Raw genomic sequence first — 22,736 nt, forward strand, 5'->3', positions numbered from 1 at the left:
ACGGCGCGCGGGCGCAACAAACATGGTTTATAGCAATACTTTCAGAATAATTACTTTGCTAAACTGGCGCCGGTTCTTGCCAAGGAGATCACACATGAAGGTTAAAAAAGCTGCGCTGCTGCTCGCGACTCTCGGACTGTTTACGGTTGGCGCGCATGCGCAAGACGCTGGTACGCTCAAAAAGATCAAGGACACGGGTGTCATTTCGCTGGGGCACCGCGAATCGTCGATCCCGTTTTCGTATTACGACGACAAGCAGAATGTCATCGGCTACTCGCAGGAATTCGCGCTGAAGGTGGTGGAGGCGGTCAAGGCAAAGCTGAATATGCCTAACCTGAAGGTCAAGCTCACCCCGGTCACGTCGCAAAACCGTATTCCGCTGGTGCAAAACGGCACCGTCGACATGGAATGCGGCTCCACCACGAATAACACCGAGCGCCAGCAACAGGCTGCGTTCTCGAACACGATTTTCGTGATCGGCACGCGCCTGATGACGAAGAAAGACTCCGGCATCAAGGACTTCGCTGACCTGAAGGGCAAGACGGTCGTCACGACCGCCGGCACGACCTCCGAGCGCCTGCTTCGCAAGATGAATCAGGACAAGAGCATGGGCATGAACATCATCAGCGCGAAAGACCACGGCGAGTCGTTCCTGACGCTCTCCACCGGCCGCGCTGCTGCGTTCATGATGGACGACGCGCTGCTGGCTGGCGAACGCGCCAAGTCGAACAACCCGGGCGATTTCGTGATCGTCGGCACGCCGCAATCGCATGAAGCGTACGGCTGCATGATTCGCAAGAACGATCCGGAATTCAAGAAGGTCGTCGACGACGCGATCGCGAAGGTCGAAACCTCGGGCGAAGCCGATCAGATCTACAAGAAGTGGTTCGAATCGCCGATTCCGCCGAAGGGCCTGAACCTGGCCTTCCCGGAAAGCGACGACATCAAGGCGCTCTACAAGAGCCCGAATGACAAGGCAATCGATTAAACCTTAGCTGTTTTTTTGAAACGCTGAACGAAACGGAAGGGGCCACGCGCTTCTTCCGTTTCTTTTTGCTGGAGTCTTGGTCATGTCATATCACTGGAACTGGGGCATTTTGCTGAGTCCGGTCTCCACCGGCGAGCCGACCACCTATCTGGGCTGGCTGCTGTCCGGCTTCTGGGTGACGATTACCGTGTCGCTGTCGGCATGGGTGATCGCGCTGATCGTCGGTTCGTTGTTCGGTGTGCTGCGCACGGTGCCGAACAAATGGGCGTCGGGTATCGGCACGCTCTATGTCGCGATCTTCCGCAACATCCCGCTGATCGTGCAGTTCTTTATCTGGTATCTGGTGATACCGGAACTGCTGCCTGCGTCGATGGGGAACTGGTACAAGCAACTGCCGCCGGGCGCGCAGTTCTTCTCGTCGTCTATTTTGTGCCTCGGGCTCTTTACCGCCGCGCGCGTGTGCGAGCAGGTGCGCTCGGGTATCAACGCATTGCCGCGCGGCCAGCGTGCCGCGGGTCTGGCGATGGGTTTCACGCAATGGCAGACGTATCGCTACGTGCTGCTGCCGGTTGCGTACCGGATCATCGTGCCGCCGCTCACCTCCGAGTTTCTGAACATCTTCAAGAACTCGGCGGTTGCGTCGACCATCGGTTTGCTGGATCTGTCGGCCCAGGCGCGCCAACTGGTCGACTATACGTCGCAGACGTATGAGTCGTTCATCGCGGTTACGCTGGCCTATGTGCTGATCAATCTGGTCGTGATGCAACTGATGCGCTGGGTCGAAGCCAAGACCCGGTTGCCCGGCTATATCGGAGGTAAGTGATGCATCATTTCGACTGGAGCGGTATTCCGGGCGCACTGCCTACGCTGTGGACCGGCGCTATCGTCACCATCAAGATCACGCTGATCGCAATCGTGATCGGCATTGTCTGGGGCACCCTTCTCGCGATCATGCGGTTGTCGCCGATCAAGCCGTTCGAATGGTTCGCCAAGGCCTACGTGACGGTGTTCCGCTCGATCCCGCTGGTGATGGTGCTGCTGTGGTTCTTCCTGATCGTGCCGCAGGTGCTGCAGAACGTGCTGGGCTTGTCGCCGGATATCGACATTCGTCTGGCATCTGCGATGGTCGCTTTCTCGCTCTTTGAGGCAGCGTACTATTCGGAGATCATCCGCGCCGGCATTCAGGCGGTGCCGCGCGGGCAGGTCAATGCAGCGTTTGCGCTCGGCATGAGCTACCCGCAGGCAATGCGCCTCATCGTGCTGCCGCAGGCGTTCCGCGCGATGGTGCCGCTGCTGCTCACCCAAGGTATCGTGCTGTTTCAGGATACGTCGCTCGTCTACGTGATCAGCCTCGCCGACTTCTTCCGCACCGCCACGAATATTGGCGACCGTGACGGCACGAATGTTGAAATGGTACTGTTCGCGGGCGCGTGTTATTTCGTGATCTGCGTGATCGCGTCGAGCCTCGTCAAAGGTCTTCAGAAAAAGGTCGCAAGATGATCTCTATCAAAAATGTTTCGAAGTGGTACGGTCAGTTTCAAGTGCTGACGGACTGCACGACGGAAGTCAAAAAAGGTGAAGTGGTGGTGGTGTGCGGGCCGTCGGGCTCGGGCAAATCCACGCTGATCAAAACCGTCAACGGCCTCGAGCCGTTCCAGAAGGGCGAGATCGTCATCAACGGCCAATCGCTGACCGACAAGAAAACCAATCTGTCGAAGCTGCGTGCGAAGGTCGGCATGGTGTTCCAGCACTTTGAGCTGTTTCCGCATCTGTCGATCGTGCAGAACTTGACGCTCGCGCAGGTCAAGGTGCTCGGCCGCTCGAAGGACGAAGCCACGACCAAGGGCTACAAGCTGCTCGATCGCGTCGGCCTGCGTGCGCATGCGGACAAGTTTCCGGGGCAATTGTCGGGCGGTCAGCAGCAGCGCGTGGCGATTGCACGCGCGTTGTCGATGGACCCGATCGCGATGCTGTTCGACGAACCGACTTCGGCACTCGATCCGGAAATGATCAATGAAGTGCTCGACGTGATGGTCGAACTCGCGCAGGAAGGCATGACGATGATGTGCGTCACACACGAAATGGGCTTTGCGAAGAAGGTCGCGCACCGCGTGATCTTCATGGACAAGGGCTTGATCGTGGAAGACGATAAGAAGGAAGACTTCTTCGCGAATCCGAAGTCGGATCGCGCGAAGGACTTTCTGGCGAAGATCCTGCACTGAGTTTGTGTCTGATGACGTTTCAGGCCTTCGCGAACGCCGCCCAACCCGGGTCAGGATTCGAAAGCGGCGGTGTCGTCTGCGGCTTCGAGGTCGAGCTCCGCGGCTGTGGCCACCGCCTCAACCGAAGCCGCAATCGTAGTCGCCGAAGCCGACGCATCCAGCGCCGGATTAAGCAGCTTCTCCAGCACCGAAGCCGGCACCGGCACATTAACCCGGCCGATCACTTCGCCATGCTGGAACATCAGCAGATCGCCCGGTTTGAAGGCGGTCCACACTTCGTTGTCGGTGAGCGGCTTGGTCGCAATCACGGCGACGCGGTCTTCCGGTGTCGTGTATTTGGCGAAATCGATCGACACGTCGGCATCGACCAGATGCGCGGTGGAGAACGGCCAGCGCCGCACGATGTAGTGCAGATGCGTCGAGCAATGCGCGAACAGCGCTTGGCCGTTCGACATCAGGAAATTGAACACGCCGAATTGCGTGATCTCGCGCGTGAGCGTTTCGAGCGCCGCGAACAGTTCTTCCAGCGGCGGCTGGCAGCCCGGAAAAGTCTTGCGCAAGCCTTGCAGCAACGCGCAGAAGGCGAGCTCGCTATCGGTTGTGCCGACGGGTTGATAGACGCCGTTGAGCGCCGGCGAATAATCTTTCAGGTCGCCGTTGTGCGCAAAGATCCAATGACGCCCCCACAGTTCACGCATGAACGGATGGCAGTTTTCCAGCAGGATGTGCCCTTGCGTCGCTTTGCGAATATGCGCGATCGTATTCTTCGATTTGATCGGGTAGCGCTTGACCATCTCGGCGATCGGCGAGGTGGCCGACGATTGATGGTCGATGAACAGGCGGCAGGCTTTGTCTTCGAAGAAGGCGATGCCCCAGCCGTCCGCGTGGTGATCGGTGACGCCGCCGCGCGCCGCAAAGCCGGTGAACGAGAACGTGACGTCCGTCGGCGCGGCGCAGTTCATTCCGAGAAGTTGGCACATGTTGCGGGTAAGCCTGTGAACGGGGCGAGCCGTTACAATGATGATTTTCCAAGCATATCACCGAGCCAGAAGCGCCAAATAGCAAAATTGACGTGTGTTTAGGCTCCAGCGCTGCGAATTGCTGTGATTTGTACCGCTTCGAGCGCGCCGATTTGCTTTTTTTGCCGCCGAATCTCGTTCCCCTCTCGCCATGACCGCTTCCAACGCCTCCCTCGATTCCGTCGACACCATCGACTCCGTTACGCTCGCCCGCCCGGACGACTGGCACCTGCACGTTCGCGACGACGAGATGCTCGCTGCTGTGCTGCCGGATACCGCGCGCCAGTTCGGCCGCGCGATCATCATGCCTAACCTGAAGCCGCCGGTCACCACGACCGCAATGGCGCAGGCGTACCGCGAGCGCATCGTCGCGGCGATTCCGGAAGGCGCGAAGTTCGAACCGCTGATGACGCTGTACCTGACCGACAACACGCCGCCCGACGAAATCCGCCGCGCGCGCGAAAGCGGCTTTGTGCATGGCGTGAAGCTGTACCCGGCGGGTGCCACGACCAATTCGGACGCAGGCGTTACCGACATCATGAAGTGCGCTAAAACGCTCGAGGTGATGCAGGAAACCGGCATGCCGCTGCTGGTGCACGGCGAAGTGACGGATTCATCGATCGACCTGTTCGACCGCGAGAAGGTGTTCATCGACCGCGTGATGACGCCGCTGCGCCGTGCCTTTCCGGCGCTGAAGGTGGTGTTCGAGCACATCACCACGAAAGATGCAGTCGACTACATCCGCGAAGCCGGCGTGGCGCCGGGGCTGCTAGGCGCGACGATCACCGCGCACCATCTGCTGTACAACCGCAACGCGATCTTCCAGGGCGGCATTCGCCCGCATTACTACTGCCTGCCGGTGTTGAAGCGCGAGACGCATCGCGTGGCGCTGGTCGAGGCGGCGACCTCGGGCAATCCGCGATTCTTCCTCGGCACGGATAGCGCGCCGCATCCGAAGGGTTTGAAGGAGCACGCCTGTGGCTGCGCGGGTTGCTACACGGCACTGCATGCGCTCGAGCTCTACACGGAAGCGTTCGACAAAGCCGGCGCGCTGGACAAGCTCGAAGGTTTCGCCAGCTTCTTCGGCGCGGATTTCTACGGTCTGCCGCGCAGCGAAGAGAAAGTCACGCTGCGTCGCGAAGAATGGACGCTGCCGGCTGAATTGCCGGTCGGCGATACGCCTGTCGTGCCGCTGCGTGGCGGTGAGTCGATCGGCTGGCGCCTCGTCTGAGGTTGCATTAGATGCAGGTGCAAGAGGCGGCGCGCGTAGGCTTCGGTTTCGCCGATATCGACTGGTCGACGCCGTGGTTCGCACAGTTCGCGGCGCGCGGCGAGCGCTGGCAGCAGGGCGCGCTGACGAGCTACGCGGCCTTGCTCGCAGAGATGAATGCCGATGCCGGCGAGATGCGGCAGGTGACAGGGCGCGGCCAGCGTCTCGCGTTCATTGCGCAGGACGATCTGCCGCCGGGCGCGGCTTACGAGGCGCACATTGCGTCGACGGGCTGCGTGCCGACCCGCCACAACCTGCATGACTTCTTTAACGGGTCGATGTGGTTTGCGTTTCCGCGGATCAAGGCGGCGCTGAACGCGCGGCAGTCGGCGGCGATCGACGTGTTAGGCGTCGGCCCGACTCGCGGCGGCGTGCGCGATACGCTGACCTTGTTCGACGAAAACGCGTTGCTGTTCGCGAGTGCCGACCCGGCGTTGAGCGCGGCTTTGCGCGGGTTCGACTGGCAGACGCTGATGGTTGCTCATCGTGATGCCTGGGGCTCACGCTGCGAAGTGCGCTGCTTCGGCCACGCGTTGCTGGAAAAGCTGATCGCGCCGTTCAAGGCCTGCACGGGCCACGCGTGGATCGTCGACGTGCCGTCCGAGTACTTCGAATGGGACGCTGCCGCGCGCGATGCATGGCTCGACGAGTCGGTCAGCACGGCACTCCTGAACACCGTGGATTTGACGAGTCGCGTGTTTGCGCCGCTGCCCGTACTAGGGATTCCAGGTTGGTGGGTGGAAAACGAATCGCCCGCGTTTTACGACGACACCTCCGTATTTCGTACAGGACGACGTTCGCGCTAAAGCCGCACCCCATTCGCCGCAGTGTTAAAATGCGCCCCAGCAAAGCAGGCCAGGCAGTCGCGGCCTCTGCGGCTTCGGTCAAAGAGGGCGAGGAAAGTCCGGACTCCATAGGGCAGGGTGATGGCTAACGGCCATCCGTGGTGACACGCGGAACAGGGCAACAGAAAGCAAACCGCCGATGGCCCGGCGCAAGCCGGGATCAGGTAAGGGTGAAACGGTGCGGTAAGAGCGCACCGCGGCTGCTGCAAGGCAGACCGGCACGGTAACCTCCACCCGGAGCAATTCCAAGTAGGCAGGCTAGCATCTTCGAGATGCAGGACGGGGCCCCCGTCACGTCTGCGGGTAGGAAGCTTGAGCACGTCAGTAATGGCGCGCCTAGAGGAATGACTGCTACGCGCGTCGCGTTTTCGGACGTGGCGCGTGCACAGAATCCGGCTTATCGGCTTGCTTTGCCACCCAACAAGAAATGCCGGCGTCCGTGTGGACGTCGGCATTTTTATTTTGACGCGCTGGTTTGGCTCAATGCGCGGTTATCCGCGCAGAAGCCTGGGCCGAAGCGCCGCGTTCAACCCGCGACGATATCGAACGAGTGCGTGAGCTCAGCGGTCTTCGCGATCATGATCGACGCCGAGCAGTATTTGTCGTGCGACAGGTTGATCGCGCGTTCCACCGTCGCCGGGTTCAGATTCTTGCCCGTCACGGTGAAGTGGAAGTGAATCTTGGTGAACACTTTCGGATCTTCGCTGGCGCGTTCGGCCTTCAGCGTCACCGAGCAGCCGGCGATTTCCTGGCGGCTTTTCTTCAGGATCATCACGACGTCGTACGCCGTGCAGCCGCCCGTGCCGAGCAGAACCATTTCCATCGGACGCGGCGCGAGATTGCGGCCGCCGCCTTCCGGCGCGCCGTCCATCGTGACCAGATGACCGCTGCCCGTCTCGGCCGCAAATGCCATCCCGTCTTGCCCCATCCAGCTAACTTTGCATTCCATGCTGTGCTCCACCGCGCTGCGCTTATATCGAAAACGCATTGTAGCCCGGTGTTTGCGCGTCCGCCCGAGGGGACTTTCGCTGGAACTTATGCCCGATGACCGCTTGCGTGTTGCGGTGCGGCATGTTTCGGCGATTCGGGAATGCCCTGACGGGTTTAGGGGTTTTACTCTAGATGATGTCTGTGTATGCAAGCCCTTAAAAGGACTTTTGTGATTGATTTTAAAAGGAATTTATAATTTTTTGATCGGCGAGGTCGCCTGCCACATTGTAAAAATGCATTTCACAATGCAAATGTTCTTGCGTCGCACAAGGGCGCCTCATATAATCGATCCCATCGGTTGCAGTAGTTCTGCAACCTCCGCTGTCTCCTCCACCTCCTCCTTTGGTGGATTAAACCCGAACCGCTCGTTCGGGTTTTTTTTCGCCCACAGCTTCGATCTCGCGAACGCCGGATTCGGGGCGAACGGGAAGGGCAAATGGTCAAATCTTGGTGCCGGATCGCCCGATTTCACGCCGAAACCCCCGCAAGCTTTGACTCGGCGTGACAAATTCCTTTATAATTCAGAGCTTTTCCGCATCCGCGCCCGCGGAGGAAGAACAGGGAGAGCCTGCACGCGCCTCGATGCGCACACTACAAGCAGGAAAAAATACATTGGGCGCAGCAATTTTTTTGGATCGATCATGAAGACGTTTTCCGCAAAAGCCCATGAGGTTACGCGTGAATGGTACGTGATTGACGCGACGGATAAGGTTCTCGGGCGTGTCGCCAGCGAAGTGGCACACCGTCTTCGCGGCAAGCACAAGCCTGAATTCACTCCGCACGTCGACACCGGTGATTTCATCATCGTTATCAACGCCGGCAAGCTGAAGGTCACGGGCAACAAGGCTACTGACAAGAAGTACTACCGTCACTCGGGTTACCCGGGCGGTATTTATGAAACGACGTTCGGCAAGATGCAAGAACGCTTCCCGGGCCGTGCGCTCGAGAAAGCGGTTAAGGGCATGCTGCCGAAGGGCCCGCTCGGCTACGCGATGATCAAGAAGCTGAAGGTCTACGCTGAAGCAACGCATCCGCATTCGGCACAACAGCCGAAAGCGCTCGAGATCTAAGGGGAGCCCACATGATCGGTAACTGGAATTACGGCACGGGCCGCCGCAAGAGCGCCGTCGCACGCGTCTTCATCAAGGCTGGCAAGGGCGAGATCATTGTAAACGGCAAGCCTATCGCCGATTACTTCTCGCGCGAAACGTCGCTGATGATCGTGCGTCAGCCGCTGGAACTCACGAACCACGGCGTCACGTTCGACATCAAAGTCAACGTGAACGGTGGCGGTGAAACGGGTCAAGCCGGTGCGGTTCGCCACGGCATCACCCGCGCGCTGATGGATTACGACGCAACGCTGAAGCCGGAACTGTCGAAGGCTGGCTTCGTTACGCGTGACGCTCGTGAAGTCGAACGTAAGAAGGTCGGCTTCCACAAGGCACGTCGCCGGAAGCAATTCTCGAAGCGTTAATCGCTTCGTGTGCAATCCGGCTTTCGGGCTGGAATGCTGCAAAAGCCGCCAACGCTTTCGCGAAGGCGGCTTTTTTTATTGGTTTGCAGCCAAGCTTTGCAGTAAGGGTTTTGTTGCTGGATGTGCCGGCGCGGTCTGCTCAGGCAAGCTGGTGGCGGGATCAGGGCCGACCGTTGAATTTGCTGGAAGAACCCATTGATTTTGTGGGCTTCGGCACGATATCGAGATCAGCCCTACAATAGCGGTTAGAAGCTTTTTGGAGAGTTCGAATGAACGCAGTCACCGATACACCCGTGACCGAGATGCCTGCCCCCTTCGTTTTTACCGACGCAGCGGCTGACAAGGTCAAGCAACTGATCGAAGAAGAAGGCAATGCGGACCTCAAACTGCGCGTTTTCGTGCAGGGCGGCGGCTGCTCGGGCTTTCAGTACGGTTTTACGTTCGACGAAGCCGTCAACGAAGACGACACCGTCATGAACAAGAGCGGCGTCCAGCTGCTGATCGATTCGATGAGCTACCAGTATCTGGTCGGCGCTGAGATCGACTACAAGGACGACATCAACGGCGCGCAGTTCGTCATCAAGAACCCGAATGCTACGACCACGTGTGGTTGTGGCTCGTCGTTTTCGGTTTGATGGCTGATTAGTCGACAGGTTGTAAAAGAAAACGGGGCTTCGGCCCCGTTTTTTATTGCCTGAGCTGAATTCCCCCAATCACCGCGGGTAGATCGCCCCCAGTACGCGTTCGGCGGTGGCGCCGGTGACGGCCGGTAAATTGCCCGGCAGGCGCGCCACGCAGCGCATTGCCAGCCAAGCGAACGCCAGCGGCTCGACCTGGCTCGGCGGTACGCCGAGCGCGTCGGTTGTCATCACGGGCACGCCGCTTACGCCACTGTCCTCCAGCGCCTGATGCAGCGCTTTCAGAATCTCTGGATTGCGCGCTCCACCGCCGCACACATAGACCGCCTTGGCGTCCGATGCATGCCGTTCGATTTCGCGAGCCACCGTTACGGCGGTCAGCGCGACCAGTGTGGCTTGCACGTCGGCGGGGGCGAGGGCGGCGAATGGTTGGAGCTTGGCATCCAGCCATTGCGGGTTGAACAAGTCGCGGCCGGTGCTTTTTGGCGGTTGGGCCGAGAAAAAGGGCTCGTCGAGCAGTGCGTTCAGTAACGAGCGATCGACCTGTCCACTTGCGGCGAAATGGCCGTTTTCGTCGAAAGGCTTGCCGAGATGGCGCTGCGCCCATTCGTCAAGCAGCGCGTTCGCTGGTCCGCAGTCGAAGCCGCGCACGCCGCCGGTCGCGTTCAGGATCGTGATATTGCTGATGCCGCCAAGATTGCAGACCACCCGTGTTTCGTCTTTCGCACCGAACACCGTGGCGTGAAACGCCGGCACGAGCGGCGCGCCCTGGCCGCCGGCCGCGACGTCGCGGCTGCGAAAATCGGCGACCACGTCGATGTGCATCATTTCCGCGAGCAGTGCGGGGTTGTTGATCTGCCGCGTGTAACCCTTTTCCGGCCGATGCCGCACCGTCTGACCATGCACGCCGATTGCACGGACTTCCGAGGCCGGCACGCGGCTCGCGCCCAGCAGTTCGTGGCAGCACACCGTGTAGCGTGTGGCGAGCGCATTGGCGGCCAGCGCCTCACGCTCGATCTCGTTGTCGCCCGGCTGTTGGAGCGCGAACAGCGCGTCGCGCAAGCCTGCCGCGAAACCGACAAACGCTTCGGCCAGCACCACCGGCGGCTTTCCTTTCGCGAATCTGACGGCAACACCGTCCACGCCGTCCATGCTCGTGCCGGACATCAATCCCAGGTACACGCCGTCTGCGGGGTCTTGCGCCACGTTGCTGCTCCTCTCGATGATTCGTTGCGATCTGTTTTAGCAGATTATCGGTGCAAGTGCGGTCGAATATAAAGCGTGACGCTGCCAATGGCGCGTCCCGACAGACCGAAATCATGCGCTGACGGCGCGCTTGTGGCCGAGTCAGTAGGCGCGGCGGCGCGCATCTATGGGACAATCTCCTTTTTTCGCGACTTCACGTTTCCAGCATGACCACCGAGTCCACCAAGCCCAGCCCCGCCTTCCCGATCACCGACGAAGTCCGTCACGCACTCGCCGTCACCAAACGCGGCGTCGACGAACTGCTGATCGAAGAAGAATTCGCACAGAAGCTCGCGAAGAGCGCGGCCACCGGTGTGCCCCTGCGCATCAAGCTCGGCCTCGATCCGACCGCGCCGGACATCCACATCGGCCACACGGTCGTGCTGAACAAGATGCGCCAGTTGCAGAATCTCGGTCACACGGTGATTTTCCTGATCGGCGACTTCACCTCGCTGATCGGCGATCCGTCGGGCCGCAACGCTACGCGCCCGCCGCTTACGCGCGAGCAGATCGAATCGAACGCGAAGACATATTTCGAGCAGGCCGCGCTCGTGCTCGATCGCGAAAAAACCGAAATCCGCTACAACAGCGAATGGTCGATGCCGCTCGGCGCCGACGGCATGATCAAGCTCGCCTCGCGCTACACGGTGGCGCGTATTCTCGAGCGCGAAGATTTCACCAAGCGCTTCCAGGGCGGTGTGCCGATCTCGATCCACGAATTGCTGTACCCGCTGATGCAAGGCTACGACTCGGTCGCGCTGAACGCCGACCTTGAGCTCGGCGGCACGGACCAGAAGTTCAACCTGCTGGTGGGCCGTGAACTGCAGAAGCAGTATGGTCAGGAACAGCAGTGCATTTTGACGATGCCCTTGCTCGAAGGCCTGGACGGCGTCGAGAAGATGTCGAAGTCGAAGAACAACTACATCGGTATCAGCGAAAAACCGACGGATATGTTCGGCAAGCTGATGAGCATTTCCGACGTGATGATGTGGCGTTACTTCGAACTGCTGTCGTTCCGTCCAATGGACGAGATCGCCGGCTTCAAGAAAGAGATCGAAGCGGGCCGCAATCCGCGCGATTTCAAGGTGATGCTGGGTCAGGAAATCGTCGCGCGCTTCCACTCGCAAGCCGATGCCGAACGCGCGCTCGAGGACTTCAATCATCGCGCGAAGGGCGGCGTGCCGGACGATATTCCGGCCGTGACGCTCGCGGGCGCACCGCTCGCAATCGGCCAGTTGCTCAAGCAGGCCAATCTCGTACCGTCGACCAGCGAAGCGCTGCGCAACATCGAGCAGGGCGGCGTGAAGATCGACGGCACGACCGTGTCGGACAAGGGCCTGAAGGTCGAAGCCGGCGAGTACGTCGTGCAGGTCGGCAAGCGCCGTTTTGCGCGCGTCACGCTGACGGCTTGATGGCTCAGCGATAACGATGCTGATTCGGGCGTTGTTGCATCCGGAGTCGAGCCGATGATCGCGCTGATCCAGCGCGTTCGCCGCGCGGAAGTGCGCGTGGACGAGCGCGTGACCGGCGCGATCGAGGCGGGCTTGCTCGCGCTCGTGTGCGCCGAACGTGGCGACACGGAGGCCGCAGCCGACCGGCTGCTCGCCAAGGTGCTCGGCTACCGCGTCTTCAGCGACGCGGCCGGCAAGATGAATCTCTCCGTGCAGAATCTCGACGGCGCCGGGCGTGCAGGTGGCTTGCTGCTCGTTTCGCAGTTCACCCTGGCGGCCGACACCAATAGCGGCCTGCGCCCCAGCTTCACACCCGCCGCGCCGCCCGACGAGGGCAAGCGACTATTCGACTACTTCGTCTCGGCAGCGCGCGCAAAGCACCCGATCGTCGAGACGGGCGAGTTCGGCGCCGATATGCAGGTGTCGCTCGTCAATGACGGACCGGTCACGTTCTGGCTGCAGACGAACGCTTGAGCTTCCACTGCTGCCGCATGGTGTATTCGGCGGCAGGCATCCACTCCTCCAGCCGCTTTTTGCGACAATAGCGGCTCGGCATAACCGGCTACTGGCGCCCACGTCCATCCCATGACCACGCAGATTCTGTTCATCCGCCACGGCGAGACCGACTGGAACCGCATCAAGCGCATTCAAGGTCACATCGACATTCCGCTCGCGACGACCGGCCTCGCGCAGGCGCAACGCCTTGCACGCCGCATCGCGAGTGAGGCGAAAGAGGGCGCGCGGCTTGACGCGATCTATTCGAGCGATCTGCAACGTGCCCAGCAAACCGCGCAGCCGATCGCCGACGCGCTCGGCCTTCAGCTGCAACTGCGTGAGGGTTTGCGTGAGCGTTCGTATGGCGCGTTCCAAGGGCACGACAGCGACGAAATCGCAGTCCGGTTCCCTGATGAATACGCGCACTGGCAAACCCGCGATCCGGGTTTTGCGCCGCCTGAAGGTGAGTCGCAGCGCACGCTCTATCACCGCGTGCTGCACGCGATCGAACCTCTAGTGGCCGCGCATCCGGGCGGTCGGATCGCTGTCGTCGCGCATGGCGGCGTGCTCGATTGCGTGCGTCGCTTTGCGTGCGGTTTGTCACTCGATGCGCCGCGCGATTACGCGTTGCTGAACACGAGCGTCAACGTAGTGGATTATGCCGACGACGCCAGCAAGGCGACGATCGTGTCGTGGGCGGACGTGTCGCACCTCGACGCACCGAGCGACGACGATAGCTTCAAGAAGAGGGTGCCGGAACCGGGGCGTTAAACGGCGCGAGTTATTTCAACTCGCGCATCAGGCTCAGGTCGCGGCCGCGTCCCACAGGCCGGATATGGGGCTCGAAGCGTCCGGTGCAGCGAGGCCGAAATGCCGGTACGTGAGCAACGTGGCGACGCGGCCGCGCGGCGTGCGCTGCAGGAAGCCTTGCTGGATCAGATACGGTTCGAGAACGTCTTCGATCGTGTCGCGCTCTTCGCCGATTGCCGCTGCCAGATTGTCGACGCCGACCGGGCCACCGTCGAATTTGTGCAGGATCGCCTCAAGCAGTTTGCGGTCCATCAGGTCGAAGCCGACCGCATCCACGTCGAGCATCTTGAGTGCCGCGTCCGCCACTTCTGCGGTGATGTTGCCGTCCGCTTTCACCTCGGCGAAATCGCGCACGCGGCGCAACAGCCGATTCGCGATCCGCGGCGTGCCGCGTGCGCGCTTGGCGATTTCGAATGCGCCATCCGGGTGAATCTGCGCATGCAGCAACGACGCGGAACGGGTGACGATGCGCGCCAGTTGTTCGGCGTTATAAAACTCGAGCCGTGCGACGATACCGAAGCGGTCGCGCAGCGGATTGGTCAGCATACCCGCGCGGGTAGTTGCGCCGACCAGCGTGAACGGCTGCAGATCCAGCTTCACGCTGCGCGCGGCCGGTCCTTCGCCGATCATGATGTCGATCTGATAGTCCTCCAACGCCGGATACAGAATTTCTTCGACGACTGGCGAGAGCCGGTGGATTTCGTCGATGAATAAAACGTCGTTGGCTTCGAGGTTGGTGAGCAATGCGGCGAGGTCGCCGGCGCGTTCAAGCACCGGGCCGGACGTTTGCCGCAGATTGACACCCATTTCCCGCGCGATGATGTGCGCGAGCGTGGTCTTGCCGAGACCCGGCGGCCCGAACAGCAGCACGTGGTCGAGCGATTCCGACCGGCGCTTGGCGGCCTCGATGAAGATTTCCAGCTGACCGCGCACTTTTTCCTGCCCGACATATTCTTCGAGCTGGCGCGGGCGCAACGCGCGCTCGAACGCTTCTTCGTTCGGCGAGACGGGCGTGGCCGCGATGATGCGCTCGGCGGCGAGTTTGTCGGTTTCGATCATGCGGTCATTGTACCGCGCCCCGCCCGTTGCGAAACTCGGCCGAACGGCCAGGGTGTGCGCCGCGCTGCCGTGTGCGAAGCTTCACTTGTCGCACGCGGCTCCACCGTCACGGCACGAGCTTTTAACCCTTGGACAACGCCTTCAACGCGAGCTTGATGCCTTCGGAAACACCGGTGCCGGCCGGCACGTTCTTGACGGCCGCCAATGCTTCTTTTTCGGAGTAACCCAATGCGATCAGTGCGTTCAGGATGTCGGACGCGTGGTCGGATGCCGACGCCGCGCCCGCCAGCGCGCCCAGATCGGCGCCGATCTTGCCCTTCAATTCGAGGAGCAGCCGCTCCGCTGTTTTCTTGCCGATGCCCGGCACGCGAGTCAGGCGCGCGGCGTCCTGCATGGTGACGGTCTGCGCCAGCTCATGCACGCTCATGCCGGAGAGCACGGCGAGCGCCATACGCGCGCCGATGCCGGTGATCTTCAGCAATTCGCGGAACGTCGAGCGTTCCTCGGCAGTGCCGAAGCCGTACAGCAAATGCGCGTCTTCACGCACGATCATTTGCGTGAGCAGCACGACGCGTTCGCCGGTCGAGGGCAGGTTGTAGAACGTGCTCATCGGCACATCGACTTCGTAGCCGACCCCGTTGCAGTCGACGAGTAGGTGCGGCGGGTTTTTTTCCAGCAGAACGCCGGCAATGCGACCGATCATGGCGGATTCAATCTTGAGAGAAAGGGCGAGTGTAGCGCAGTGGATGCGCCGCGGGCGTGGTAGCGCGATGGGGCGTCGGCAAGCAGCGCAGTAGCGCGCTGCATTATGCGCAACTGCGGTTGACCAGCGTGTTGCAGCCCCCTAGACTGAGATCCCTTTTGGCGGGTTCTCGCCCGGCACAACCAGAAGGAGCTTCCATGCTGAGCCTCACCACTCTCGCGCTGTTTGCCGGCGCGTGTCTCGCATTGACCGCCACGCCCGGCCCCGACATGCTGCTGATCGCTTCGCGCAGCGTGAGCCAGGGGCGTCCCGCTGGTTTCGCCTCGTTGGCGGGTATTCTGGTCGGGACTTACTGTCACGCACTAGCCGCCGCATTCGGTCTGTCGCAGCTGTTCCTGGCCGTGCCGATGGCCTACGACGTCGTGCGTTTCGCCGGCGCCGCCTATCTGCTGTATCTCGCCTGGAAGACGTTCCGCACGCAAGGCACCGTGCTGTCGCCGAATGCGTCGATGAGCCGTTATCCGGTCGGTCGCATCTTCCGGCAGGGTCTCTTCACCAATTTACTGAATCCCAAAGTCGCGCTGTTCGTGCTCGCGCTATTTCCTCAGTTCGTGCGGCCGGAAGCGGGCTCGGTAGCGTTGCAGATTATGGTGCTCGCGACCGTGCTGAATCTGATCGGCTTCTGTGTGAACGGCGCCGTGATTCTGATGGCGAGCAAGCTGAGCCGTAAGCTCAGTGCCGGGCGCAGGCCGTCGCGCGTGCCGCAGTATTTGTTGGGGACGGTGTTTGCCGGACTGGCGTGCCGCTTGGCGCTGGCGAGTCGAAACTGAGGGCCTAGCCGACCAACCGTCCGCGCCGCACTCGCAGGCCCTTCTTGGCTAGCGACGGCGCGATGCCGCCCAGCGTGCTAAGCGTCGAGCCCCCATGCGCGTGGCAGATCGCCATGCCGAGGGCGTCGGCCGCATCGGTGCCTGGCACGCCGGAGAGGTTAAGCAGCCGTACCACCATCTGCTGCATCTGTTCCTTGGTCGCGCGGCCATAACCGACCACGGCCTGCTTCAACTGCAAGGCCGTGTATTCGGCAACCGGCACGCCACCGGCCACCAGTCCACAGATCGCCGCGCCGCGCGCCTGGCCGAGCAGCAAAGTGGATTGCGGGTTGACGTTGACGAACACTTTTTCGATCGCCGACTGATCCGGCGAGTGCTGGCGGATCAGCGTCGAAATGCCTTCGAAGATGGTGCCGAGACGCGACGGCAGATCGGCGTCGGCGGTTTTGATCGTGCCGCTCGCGACGTAGCTGAGCTTGTGGCCGTGTTGATCGATCACGCCGAAGCCGGTCACGCGCAAGCCGGGGTCGATGCCGAGAATTCTCATGAGGTGCCGCACGTGCGGTAAAAACTTGGTGCTTGCGATACTACAACGAACGCGCCATGTGGCGGGCGGTGTTCCAAAACAAAACGGCCCGGCGGAAAACTCCACCGAGCCGTTTCGCTCAAGCTACGCGGGCGAGCGGCGCGTAACGCTCACGCCGCCCGCGAAGCCGAATTCAATGCCGGAAGTGACGCACGCCGGTCAACACCATCGCGATGTTGTGCTCGTCTGCTGCACCGATTACTTCGTCGTCGCGCATCGAGCCGCCCGGTTGAATCACGCAGGTTGCGCCTGCCGCCACCACCACATCCAGACCGTCACGGAACGGGAAGAACGCGTCCGACGCCACGGCCGAGCCGGTCAGCGTCAAGCCGGCGTTCTGCGCCTTGATGCTCGCAATACGCGCCGAGTCCACGCGGCTCATCTGGCCCGCGCCGACGCCGAGCGTCATGCCGTTGCCGCAGAACACGATCGCGTTCGACTTCACGTACTTCGCGACGCGCCATGCGAACAGCAGGTCGTCCATTTCCTTCGGTGTGGGGTGGCGCTTCGTGACCACGCGCAATTCGTGCGGCTGCACGTTCTTCGAATCGAGCGATTGCACCAGCAGGCCGCCGCCGACGCGCTTCAGATCGAACGCGTTATGGCCTTCGCCCAAGGCGATTTCCAGCAGACGCACATTCTGCTTGGCCGTGAACACCTGACGAGCCGCCGCGCTGAACGACGGGGCGATCAGCACTTCGACAAACTGCTTGGCCACAGCTTGCGCTGCCGTTTCGTCGACTTCACGGTTGAACGCGATGATGCCGCCGAACGCCGAGGTCGGATCGGTCTGGAACGCCTTCGCATACGCTTCGTTCGCGTCCGCGCCCACTGCGACGCCGCACGGATTCGCGTGCTTGACGATCACGCAAGCCGGCACGTCGAACGTCTTCACGCATTCCCACGCCGCATCGGAATCGGCGATGTTGTTGTACGACAGTTCCTTGCCCTGCAACTGGTTGTAATTCGCCAGTGCGCCGGCCGGCACCGACAGATCGCGGTAAAACGCAGCGCTCTGGTGCGGGTTCTCGCCGTAGCGCAGATCCTGCACCTTGTCGAAAGCCAGGTTGAAGGTAGCCGGATAAGTATTGCGCGACGAGTGCTGCAATTCGTCGGTCAGGCTCGTCAGGTAGTTCGTGATCGCGCCGTCGTACTGCGCGGTGTGCGCGAATACCTTGGTGGCCAGACGGAAGTTCGTCTTGTAGGCAACCGCGTTGTTGTTCGCGCGCATTTCGTCGAGCACGACCGCGTAATCCGCCGGATCAACCACGACGGTCACGTCGCGATGATTCTTCGCGGCCGAGCGCAGCATGGTCGGGCCGCCGATGTCGATGTTCTCGATCGCGTCTTCCAGCGAGCACTCTTCCTTCGACACGGTCTGCACGAACGGATACAGATTCACGACCAGCAGGTCGATCGTCGGAATGTCGTGCTTTTCAAGCGCGGCCATGTGTTCCGGCAGGTCGCGGCGCGCGAGAATGCCGCCGTGCACCTTCGGATGCAGCGTTTTCACACGCCCGTCCAGCATTTCCGGGAAGCCCGTGTAGTCGGCGACTTCGGTGACGGAGAGGCCCGCGTCCGCGAGCAGTTTCGCGGTGCCGCCGGTCGACAGGATCTTGACGCCGAGGTCCGACAGCGACTTGGCGAAGTCGACGATGCCGGACTTGTCGGAAACGGAGATGAGCGCTTGCTTGATCATGATGAAGACGAAAAGCCGAAGGGAAACGTGGCAGGGCGCCTGAAACTACAACGAACTACAACAGACCGTGCTGTTGCAGTTTCTTGCGCAGCGTATTGCGGTTGATGCCGAGATACTCGGCGGCCAGCGACTGATTGCCGCCGGCCTGCTCGAGCACCACTTCGAGCAAGGGTTTTTCCACGCATGAAATAACCATGTCGTAGACGTCGTGCGGATTGGAGCCGTCGAGATCCTGGAAATACATCCCCAGGCTGTCGCGGACGGATTGTTCGATATTGTTCTTGCTCATGCTGCTAGTCGGTCGGTATGGTCCGGCTCGCCGTCATTCTTGCTGAGCGTCTCGTCGACGTAGACGAGGCGGTCGGAAATCGCCTTTTGGGCGTCGAAGAATTCGTTGACGGCGAGGAGTTGTTCGCGCGTGGTGTCCAGCGTATTCATACGGTGCCGGAACACGTTGGCGCCAGAAAGGCCGCGAGTGTACCAGCCGATATGCTTACGCGCAGTGCGCACGCCCGTAAATTCGCCGTAGAACGCGTAGTGATCTTCGAGATGCTCGTTCATCACCTGCTGGATTTCGTCGATGCGCGGCGGCGGCAGCAACTCACCCGTTTGCAGGAAATACTCGATCTCGCGGAACAGCCACGGACGCCCCTGGGCGGCGCGGCCGATCATGATGGCGTCGGCGCCGGTGGCGGCGAGCACCTCGCGGGCTTTTTGCGGCGACGTGATGTCGCCATTGGCGACCACCGGAATGCGCACCGCTGCTTTGACGGCAGCGATGGTCTCGTATTCGGCGTCGCCGTGATACAGGTCGGCGCGCGTGCGGCCGTGCACGGTCAGCATGGAAATGCCGGCGGCTTCGGCCAGACGGGCGACCGTCAAAGCGTTTTTGTTGTCGCGATCCCAGCCGGTGCGGATCTTCAGCGTGACGGGCACGGCATCCGGGCCGACGCCCACCGCGCCTACCACGGCCTCGACGATGCGCTGCACCAGCGGCTCGTTCTGCAGCAAGGCGGAACCCGCGGCCACGTTGCACACTTTCTTGGCCGGGCAGCCCATGTTGATGTCGATGATCTGTGCGCCGTTCGCCACGTTGTAGCGCGCGGCTTCGGCCATCATGGTCGGATCCGCGCCGGCGATCTGCACGGCGATCGGTTCGACTTCGCCCGTGTGGTTGGCACGGCGCATGGTTTTTTCGCTTTTCCACAACTGCGCGTTCGAGGCGACCATTTCCGACACCGCATAGCCCGCGCCCAGCCGTTTGCACAGCTGGCGGAACGGCCGGTCGGTTACGCCGGCCATGGGGGCGACGAACAGGTTGTTACGCAGATTGTGGGGGCCGAGAGTGGGCATGACTTGGACGCGCTTGTGGCCGATTGTTAAGTTTCTGACAATCGAAGATTGCGCGAAATGCGAAGGAAAACCGCCATTTTAGCGTTAACGGATAGTCGACACCCGACTTGAGTCTGCCGTAACTCATTAAATCTTCTATGAAAGTGGTCCGGTCCATAGAACCGGCACCGTTCGCGTGGCGCCGCCAATGTGCGTGCTTATTTGCCGTTGTATGTGCCTGGTACGGTGCCTAAAAAGGCTGCAACGGCCGAGGGCGTCAGGCGCGAACGGGCGGCGCGCTCAGCGGCGCTGGCCGAACATCATTTGCCGCGCCAGCGCGGTTTTCACCGGCGGCACGAATTCGAGCGCGGTGAGAGCGAGGCCGCGCAAGGCGGCGAGCGGCGGGAAGTCGACGGTGAATAGACGTGCGAGCGTGTCGGTTGCGCCGATCGTCAGGCGGCGGTCGAGCGCGCGGCGTTGCGCGAACGTCGCCAGAGCCAGCGGGGTCGGACCTTCTGCCGACAAGGCATCGGCGAGCGCGTGCGCGTCGCGCAAACCCAGATTCAGACCCTGACCTGCCACCGGATGCAGCGTCTGCGCCGCATTGCCGATTGCGACGACATGGCCGTTCACCAGCGTATCGACCGCGTTCAGTCCGAGCGGGAACGATGCGCGTCCCTTGATTTGCGTAAAGCGGCCCATGCGGTTGCCGAATGCCGTGCCGAGTTCAAGCAGGAATTCGTCGTCGGAGAGTTGTGCGCGTCGCGCGGCTTCGTCAGGGGCGCAGCACCAGACCAGCGCGTAATTCGCGCCGCGCACGCCGCCCATCGGCAGCAATGCGATCGGCCCTTGCGACGTGAAGCGCTCCCACGCCACATGCGGTTGCGGTGCCGACACGGTGACCGTGCCGACCAGCGCGGTCTGCCCGTAATCGCGCGTACCGCCGCCGGCGCTGCTGCCTGCCTCCCCGGTGGCTTTCTGTTTCTGGTCGCCGAACAGTCCCCCTTCGGCGTTCACCAGAATCCGCGTGCGCAGATTGCGCGTGACACCCGCGGTTTCGATCGGCAGCGTGACGCCGTCGAGGTCCTGAGTCGGCGCCGCGGCGGAGGTGGAGCGGAACCAGTGCACCGAGCTCGCGTGAACCGCTTCGGCGAGACCATGCACGATCGAGCCATAACGCAGCACGTAGCCGAGCGCCGGCAAGCCGTGCTCGCTGTGGTCGATCAGCGTGCGGCCGAAATGGCCGCGCTGCGAGACGTGGATGCGCTGGATCGCGGTGGCGTCGGCAGGCCAGCGCAGCGGCTCGAGAATCATCCTGCTGCCGTGCGAGACGGCGATCGCGCGTGGATCGGCAATCGAATCTTCCGGTTCGCGCGCGTCGATCAGCGCGATCTTCAGCGCCTGCGTCGCGCTGCGGCGCGCCAGCCAGCCGGCAAGCGCCAGACCGACCGGCCCGGCCCCGACGATCGTCACGTCGAAATCGAAGCCATGGTCGGACGCGGCGGGTTTCAGAATCACCGTCGACTGGGAAACGTCATTCATTGCGGGTTTGCTTCCTTGTGTTGCTGCCTGGGTAACTGCCGCGGTTACTGCTTTAGCGGCTGGGCCGCGCGGGTTTCCTGCATCAGCGCCTCGATCTCGTCGGCCGCCACCGGGACGTCGCGTGTGATCAGCTCGCAACCCGCCGCCGTGACGATTGCGTCGTCCTCAATGCGGATGCCGATGTTCCAGTAGCGCTCGGGCACGCCTTCAGTCGGACGGATGTACAAGCCGGGCTCGATGGTCAGCGTCATCCCCACCTGCAGCGTGCGCCACGGCAGCGCGCCCGCTTCGTCGCGCGGCGCGCCGCGTTCGCGGTAGTCGCCGACGTCGTGCACGTCCATGCCGAGCCAGTGGCCGGTACGGTGCATGTAGAACGGCGCATAGGCGCGCTCCGCGATCACCTGGTCGACCGAGGCGAACTTCGCGCGGTCGATGATGCCGGTATCGAGCAGGCCTTGCGACAGCACGCGCACGGCGGCCTGGTGCGGATCGTCGAAGGTCGCGCCGACGCGGGTGGCGTCCACGGCAGCCTGCTGCGCGGCCAGCACGATGTCGTACAGCTCGCGCTGCGCCGGCGTGAAGCGGCCGCTCGCCGGGAAGGTGCGGGTGATGTCGGAGGCGTAGCCGTCGAGTTCGCAGGCGGCGTCGATCAGGATCAGGTCGCCGTCCTGGGCGATCGCGTTGCCGGCCGGGTAGTGCAGCACGCAGGCGTTGGCGCCCGCGGCGACGATCGACGTGTAAGCCGGCGCCTGCGCGCCGAATTTGCGGAAGGTGTAGAGCAGCTCGGCTTCGAGTTCGTACTCGCGCACGCCGGGGTGGCAGGCGGCCATCGCGCGGCGATGTGCCTGCGCGGAAATCTGCCCGGCGCGGCGCATGATGGCGAGTTCGTGGGGATCCTTGATGAGCCGCATGTCGTCGAGGAACGGGATCAGATCATGCGCGGCCGTGGGCGCGGCGACGCCGCTGCGACCCAGCGAGCGCACCGCGTCGAGCCAGCCGCGCACCTGTTCGTCCAGTTCCGCTGACGTGCCGAGCGCGTAATGCAGCGATGGCTTGTCGGCGAGAATGCGCGGTAGCTGCGCGTCGATTTCGTCGACGGGGAAGGCGGCGTCGAAGCCGAACGCCTCGCGTGCGCCCTCCGGCCCGAAACGGAAACCTTCCCACGTCTCGCGCTCAACATTTTTCTCGCGGCAGAACAGGATCGAGGTCGGTTCGCCCGATGCGGCGCTTGCGTCCAGCACCAGCCACGCCTCGGGTTCCGTGAAGCCCGTCAGATAGTAGAAGTAGCTATCGTGCCGGTAGGGGTAGTCGGCGTCCCGGTTGCGCAGCTTTTCCGGCGCGGTGGGGACGATGGCGACGCCCCCACCCGTCGCGCGCAGCGCGGCGAGGACGCGCTCGCGGCGCGTGCGGTAGACGTCGATGGCGATGGTGGGTTCGGTCGGCTGGTTCATCGTGAGATTGTAGCGCCCAATGCGGAGACTTATTTTGCGCGGATACTGGCGGGCAGAGGTGGTCGCCCCGGCCACGTTGGCCATTTG

General features: G+C 62.1%; 24 protein-coding genes and 1 other RNA gene. 14 read left to right on the plus strand and 11 right to left on the minus strand.

The features are described 5' to 3' along the window. Nucleotides 1-94: 94 nt before the first annotated feature. The 4 genes from BM438_RS17055 (at nucleotide 95) to BM438_RS17070 (ending at nucleotide 3,210) form a co-directional block, all read left to right on the plus strand. Entirely contained in the window at nucleotides 95-988 is an 894-nt protein-coding gene (locus tag BM438_RS17055) for a glutamate/aspartate ABC transporter substrate-binding protein (protein WP_054034501.1), read from the plus strand. Nucleotides 989-1,070: 82 nt separating this feature from the next. Beyond that, on the plus strand, nucleotides 1,071-1,811 hold the full coding sequence (locus BM438_RS17060; RefSeq protein WP_054034500.1) for an amino acid ABC transporter permease: 741 nt from the start codon (nucleotides 1,071-1,073) through the stop codon (nucleotides 1,809-1,811). Next, nucleotides 1,811-2,488 (plus strand): glutamate/aspartate ABC transporter permease GltK, encoded by a 678-nt coding sequence (gene gltK / locus BM438_RS17065; RefSeq protein ID WP_054034499.1) that lies wholly within the window; start codon nucleotides 1,811-1,813, stop codon nucleotides 2,486-2,488. The genes BM438_RS17060 and gltK overlap by 1 nt, the downstream gene beginning before the upstream one ends. Further along, nucleotides 2,485-3,210 (plus strand): amino acid ABC transporter ATP-binding protein, encoded by a 726-nt coding sequence (locus tag BM438_RS17070; protein ID WP_054034498.1) that lies wholly within the window; start codon nucleotides 2,485-2,487, stop codon nucleotides 3,208-3,210. The genes gltK and BM438_RS17070 overlap by 4 nt, the downstream gene beginning before the upstream one ends. A 50-nt stretch (nucleotides 3,211-3,260) precedes the next feature. Here BM438_RS17070 and BM438_RS17075 read toward each other — a convergent pair whose 3' ends face one another. After that, nucleotides 3,261-4,190 carry a class II glutamine amidotransferase gene (locus tag BM438_RS17075; protein ID WP_093635470.1) on the minus strand — a complete coding sequence of 310 codons (930 nt, stop codon included), beginning with the start codon at nucleotides 4,188-4,190 and terminating at the stop codon, nucleotides 3,261-3,263. 190 nt (nucleotides 4,191-4,380) lie between these two features. On the opposite strand from BM438_RS17075, the gene pyrC reads away from it, so the two are divergent. From pyrC to rnpB, 3 genes are all read left to right on the plus strand, one after another. Beyond that, a complete protein-coding gene (gene pyrC, locus BM438_RS17080; protein WP_093635472.1) occupies nucleotides 4,381-5,460 on the plus strand; it encodes a dihydroorotase in 1,080 nt (359 codons plus the stop codon). 11 nt (nucleotides 5,461-5,471) lie between these two features. Then, the gene (locus BM438_RS17085) at nucleotides 5,472-6,305 is read left to right on the plus strand and encodes a DUF3025 domain-containing protein (RefSeq protein ID WP_143131718.1); all 834 of its coding nucleotides are present in this window, start codon (nucleotides 5,472-5,474) and stop codon (nucleotides 6,303-6,305) included. Nucleotides 6,306-6,346: 41 nt separating this feature from the next. After that, nucleotides 6,347-6,760, plus strand: an RNA gene (gene rnpB, locus BM438_RS17090) — RNase P RNA component class A. Between the two features lie 110 nt (nucleotides 6,761-6,870). Here rnpB and BM438_RS17095 read toward each other — a convergent pair. After that, on the minus strand, nucleotides 6,871-7,293 hold the full coding sequence (locus BM438_RS17095) for an OsmC family protein (protein WP_063497318.1): 423 nt from the start codon (nucleotides 7,291-7,293) through the stop codon (nucleotides 6,871-6,873). A 682-nt stretch (nucleotides 7,294-7,975) separates the two neighbouring features. On the opposite strand from BM438_RS17095, the gene rplM reads away from it, so the two are divergent. The 3 genes from rplM (at nucleotide 7,976) to erpA (ending at nucleotide 9,443) form a co-directional block, all read left to right on the plus strand. Next, nucleotides 7,976-8,404: a 50S ribosomal protein L13 gene (gene rplM, locus BM438_RS17100; RefSeq protein WP_020069304.1), complete on the plus strand. Its 429-nt coding sequence runs from the start codon at nucleotides 7,976-7,978 to the stop codon at nucleotides 8,402-8,404. 11 nt (nucleotides 8,405-8,415) lie between these two features. After that, nucleotides 8,416-8,808: a 30S ribosomal protein S9 gene (gene rpsI / locus BM438_RS17105; protein ID WP_007180423.1), complete on the plus strand. Its 393-nt coding sequence runs from the start codon at nucleotides 8,416-8,418 to the stop codon at nucleotides 8,806-8,808. 269 nt (nucleotides 8,809-9,077) lie between these two features. Continuing rightward, the gene (gene erpA / locus BM438_RS17110) at nucleotides 9,078-9,443 is read left to right on the plus strand and encodes an iron-sulfur cluster insertion protein ErpA (protein WP_007180424.1); all 366 of its coding nucleotides are present in this window, start codon (nucleotides 9,078-9,080) and stop codon (nucleotides 9,441-9,443) included. A gap of 78 nt (nucleotides 9,444-9,521) precedes the next feature. Here erpA and BM438_RS17115 read toward each other — a convergent pair whose 3' ends face one another. Next, a complete protein-coding gene (locus BM438_RS17115; protein WP_093635474.1) occupies nucleotides 9,522-10,652 on the minus strand; it encodes an anhydro-N-acetylmuramic acid kinase in 1,131 nt (376 codons plus the stop codon). Between the two features lie 206 nt (nucleotides 10,653-10,858). Here BM438_RS17115 and tyrS point away from each other — a divergent pair, with 206 nt between their 5' ends. The 3 genes from tyrS (at nucleotide 10,859) to BM438_RS17130 (ending at nucleotide 13,408) form a co-directional block, all read left to right on the plus strand. Next, entirely contained in the window at nucleotides 10,859-12,103 is a 1,245-nt protein-coding gene (gene tyrS / locus BM438_RS17120; RefSeq protein WP_093635476.1) for a tyrosine--tRNA ligase, read from the plus strand. A 54-nt stretch (nucleotides 12,104-12,157) separates the two neighbouring features. Then, entirely contained in the window at nucleotides 12,158-12,616 is a 459-nt protein-coding gene (dtd, locus tag BM438_RS17125) for a D-aminoacyl-tRNA deacylase (protein ID WP_093635478.1), read from the plus strand. Nucleotides 12,617-12,727: 111 nt separating this feature from the next. Next, entirely contained in the window at nucleotides 12,728-13,408 is a 681-nt protein-coding gene (locus BM438_RS17130) for a histidine phosphatase family protein (protein ID WP_093635480.1), read from the plus strand. A gap of 33 nt (nucleotides 13,409-13,441) precedes the next feature. Here BM438_RS17130 and ruvB read toward each other — a convergent pair whose 3' ends face one another. Beyond that, on the minus strand, nucleotides 13,442-14,506 hold the full coding sequence (gene ruvB / locus BM438_RS17135; protein ID WP_093635482.1) for a Holliday junction branch migration DNA helicase RuvB: 1,065 nt from the start codon (nucleotides 14,504-14,506) through the stop codon (nucleotides 13,442-13,444). A gap of 121 nt (nucleotides 14,507-14,627) precedes the next feature. Beyond that, the gene (ruvA, locus tag BM438_RS17140; protein WP_093635484.1) at nucleotides 14,628-15,209 is read right to left on the minus strand and encodes a Holliday junction branch migration protein RuvA; all 582 of its coding nucleotides are present in this window, start codon (nucleotides 15,207-15,209) and stop codon (nucleotides 14,628-14,630) included. Between the two features lie 197 nt (nucleotides 15,210-15,406). Between ruvA and BM438_RS17145 the strand changes: the two genes are divergently transcribed. Continuing rightward, nucleotides 15,407-16,039 carry a LysE family translocator gene (locus tag BM438_RS17145; protein WP_093635486.1) on the plus strand — a complete coding sequence of 211 codons (633 nt, stop codon included), beginning with the start codon at nucleotides 15,407-15,409 and terminating at the stop codon, nucleotides 16,037-16,039. 4 nt (nucleotides 16,040-16,043) lie between these two features. On the opposite strand, the gene ruvC is transcribed toward BM438_RS17145, so the two are convergent. The 6 genes from ruvC to BM438_RS17175 form a co-directional block, all read right to left on the minus strand. Next, a complete protein-coding gene (ruvC, locus tag BM438_RS17150) occupies nucleotides 16,044-16,586 on the minus strand; it encodes a crossover junction endodeoxyribonuclease RuvC (RefSeq protein ID WP_093635488.1) in 543 nt (180 codons plus the stop codon). 172 nt (nucleotides 16,587-16,758) lie between these two features. Next, nucleotides 16,759-18,324, minus strand: a complete 1,566-nt coding sequence (purH, locus tag BM438_RS17155) for a bifunctional phosphoribosylaminoimidazolecarboxamide formyltransferase/IMP cyclohydrolase (protein ID WP_093635490.1) — start codon at nucleotides 18,322-18,324, stop codon at nucleotides 16,759-16,761. A gap of 55 nt (nucleotides 18,325-18,379) precedes the next feature. Beyond that, nucleotides 18,380-18,613: a Fis family transcriptional regulator gene (locus BM438_RS17160; RefSeq protein WP_007180440.1), complete on the minus strand. Its 234-nt coding sequence runs from the start codon at nucleotides 18,611-18,613 to the stop codon at nucleotides 18,380-18,382. Next, entirely contained in the window at nucleotides 18,610-19,677 is a 1,068-nt protein-coding gene (gene dusB / locus BM438_RS17165) for a tRNA dihydrouridine synthase DusB (protein ID WP_093635492.1), read from the minus strand. The genes BM438_RS17160 and dusB overlap by 4 nt, the downstream gene beginning before the upstream one ends. Nucleotides 19,678-19,956: 279 nt before the next feature. Continuing rightward, the gene (locus tag BM438_RS17170; RefSeq protein ID WP_093635494.1) at nucleotides 19,957-21,198 is read right to left on the minus strand and encodes a UbiH/UbiF/VisC/COQ6 family ubiquinone biosynthesis hydroxylase; all 1,242 of its coding nucleotides are present in this window, start codon (nucleotides 21,196-21,198) and stop codon (nucleotides 19,957-19,959) included. 44 nt (nucleotides 21,199-21,242) lie between these two features. Next, complete coding sequence (locus BM438_RS17175; RefSeq protein ID WP_093635752.1) at nucleotides 21,243-22,649, minus strand: aminopeptidase P N-terminal domain-containing protein; 1,407 nt, start codon at nucleotides 22,647-22,649, stop codon at nucleotides 21,243-21,245. Nucleotides 22,650-22,736 lie beyond the last annotated feature (87 nt).

Source organism: Paraburkholderia aspalathi (genome assembly GCF_900116445.1).
Lineage (GTDB): Bacteria > Pseudomonadota > Gammaproteobacteria > Burkholderiales > Burkholderiaceae > Paraburkholderia > Paraburkholderia aspalathi.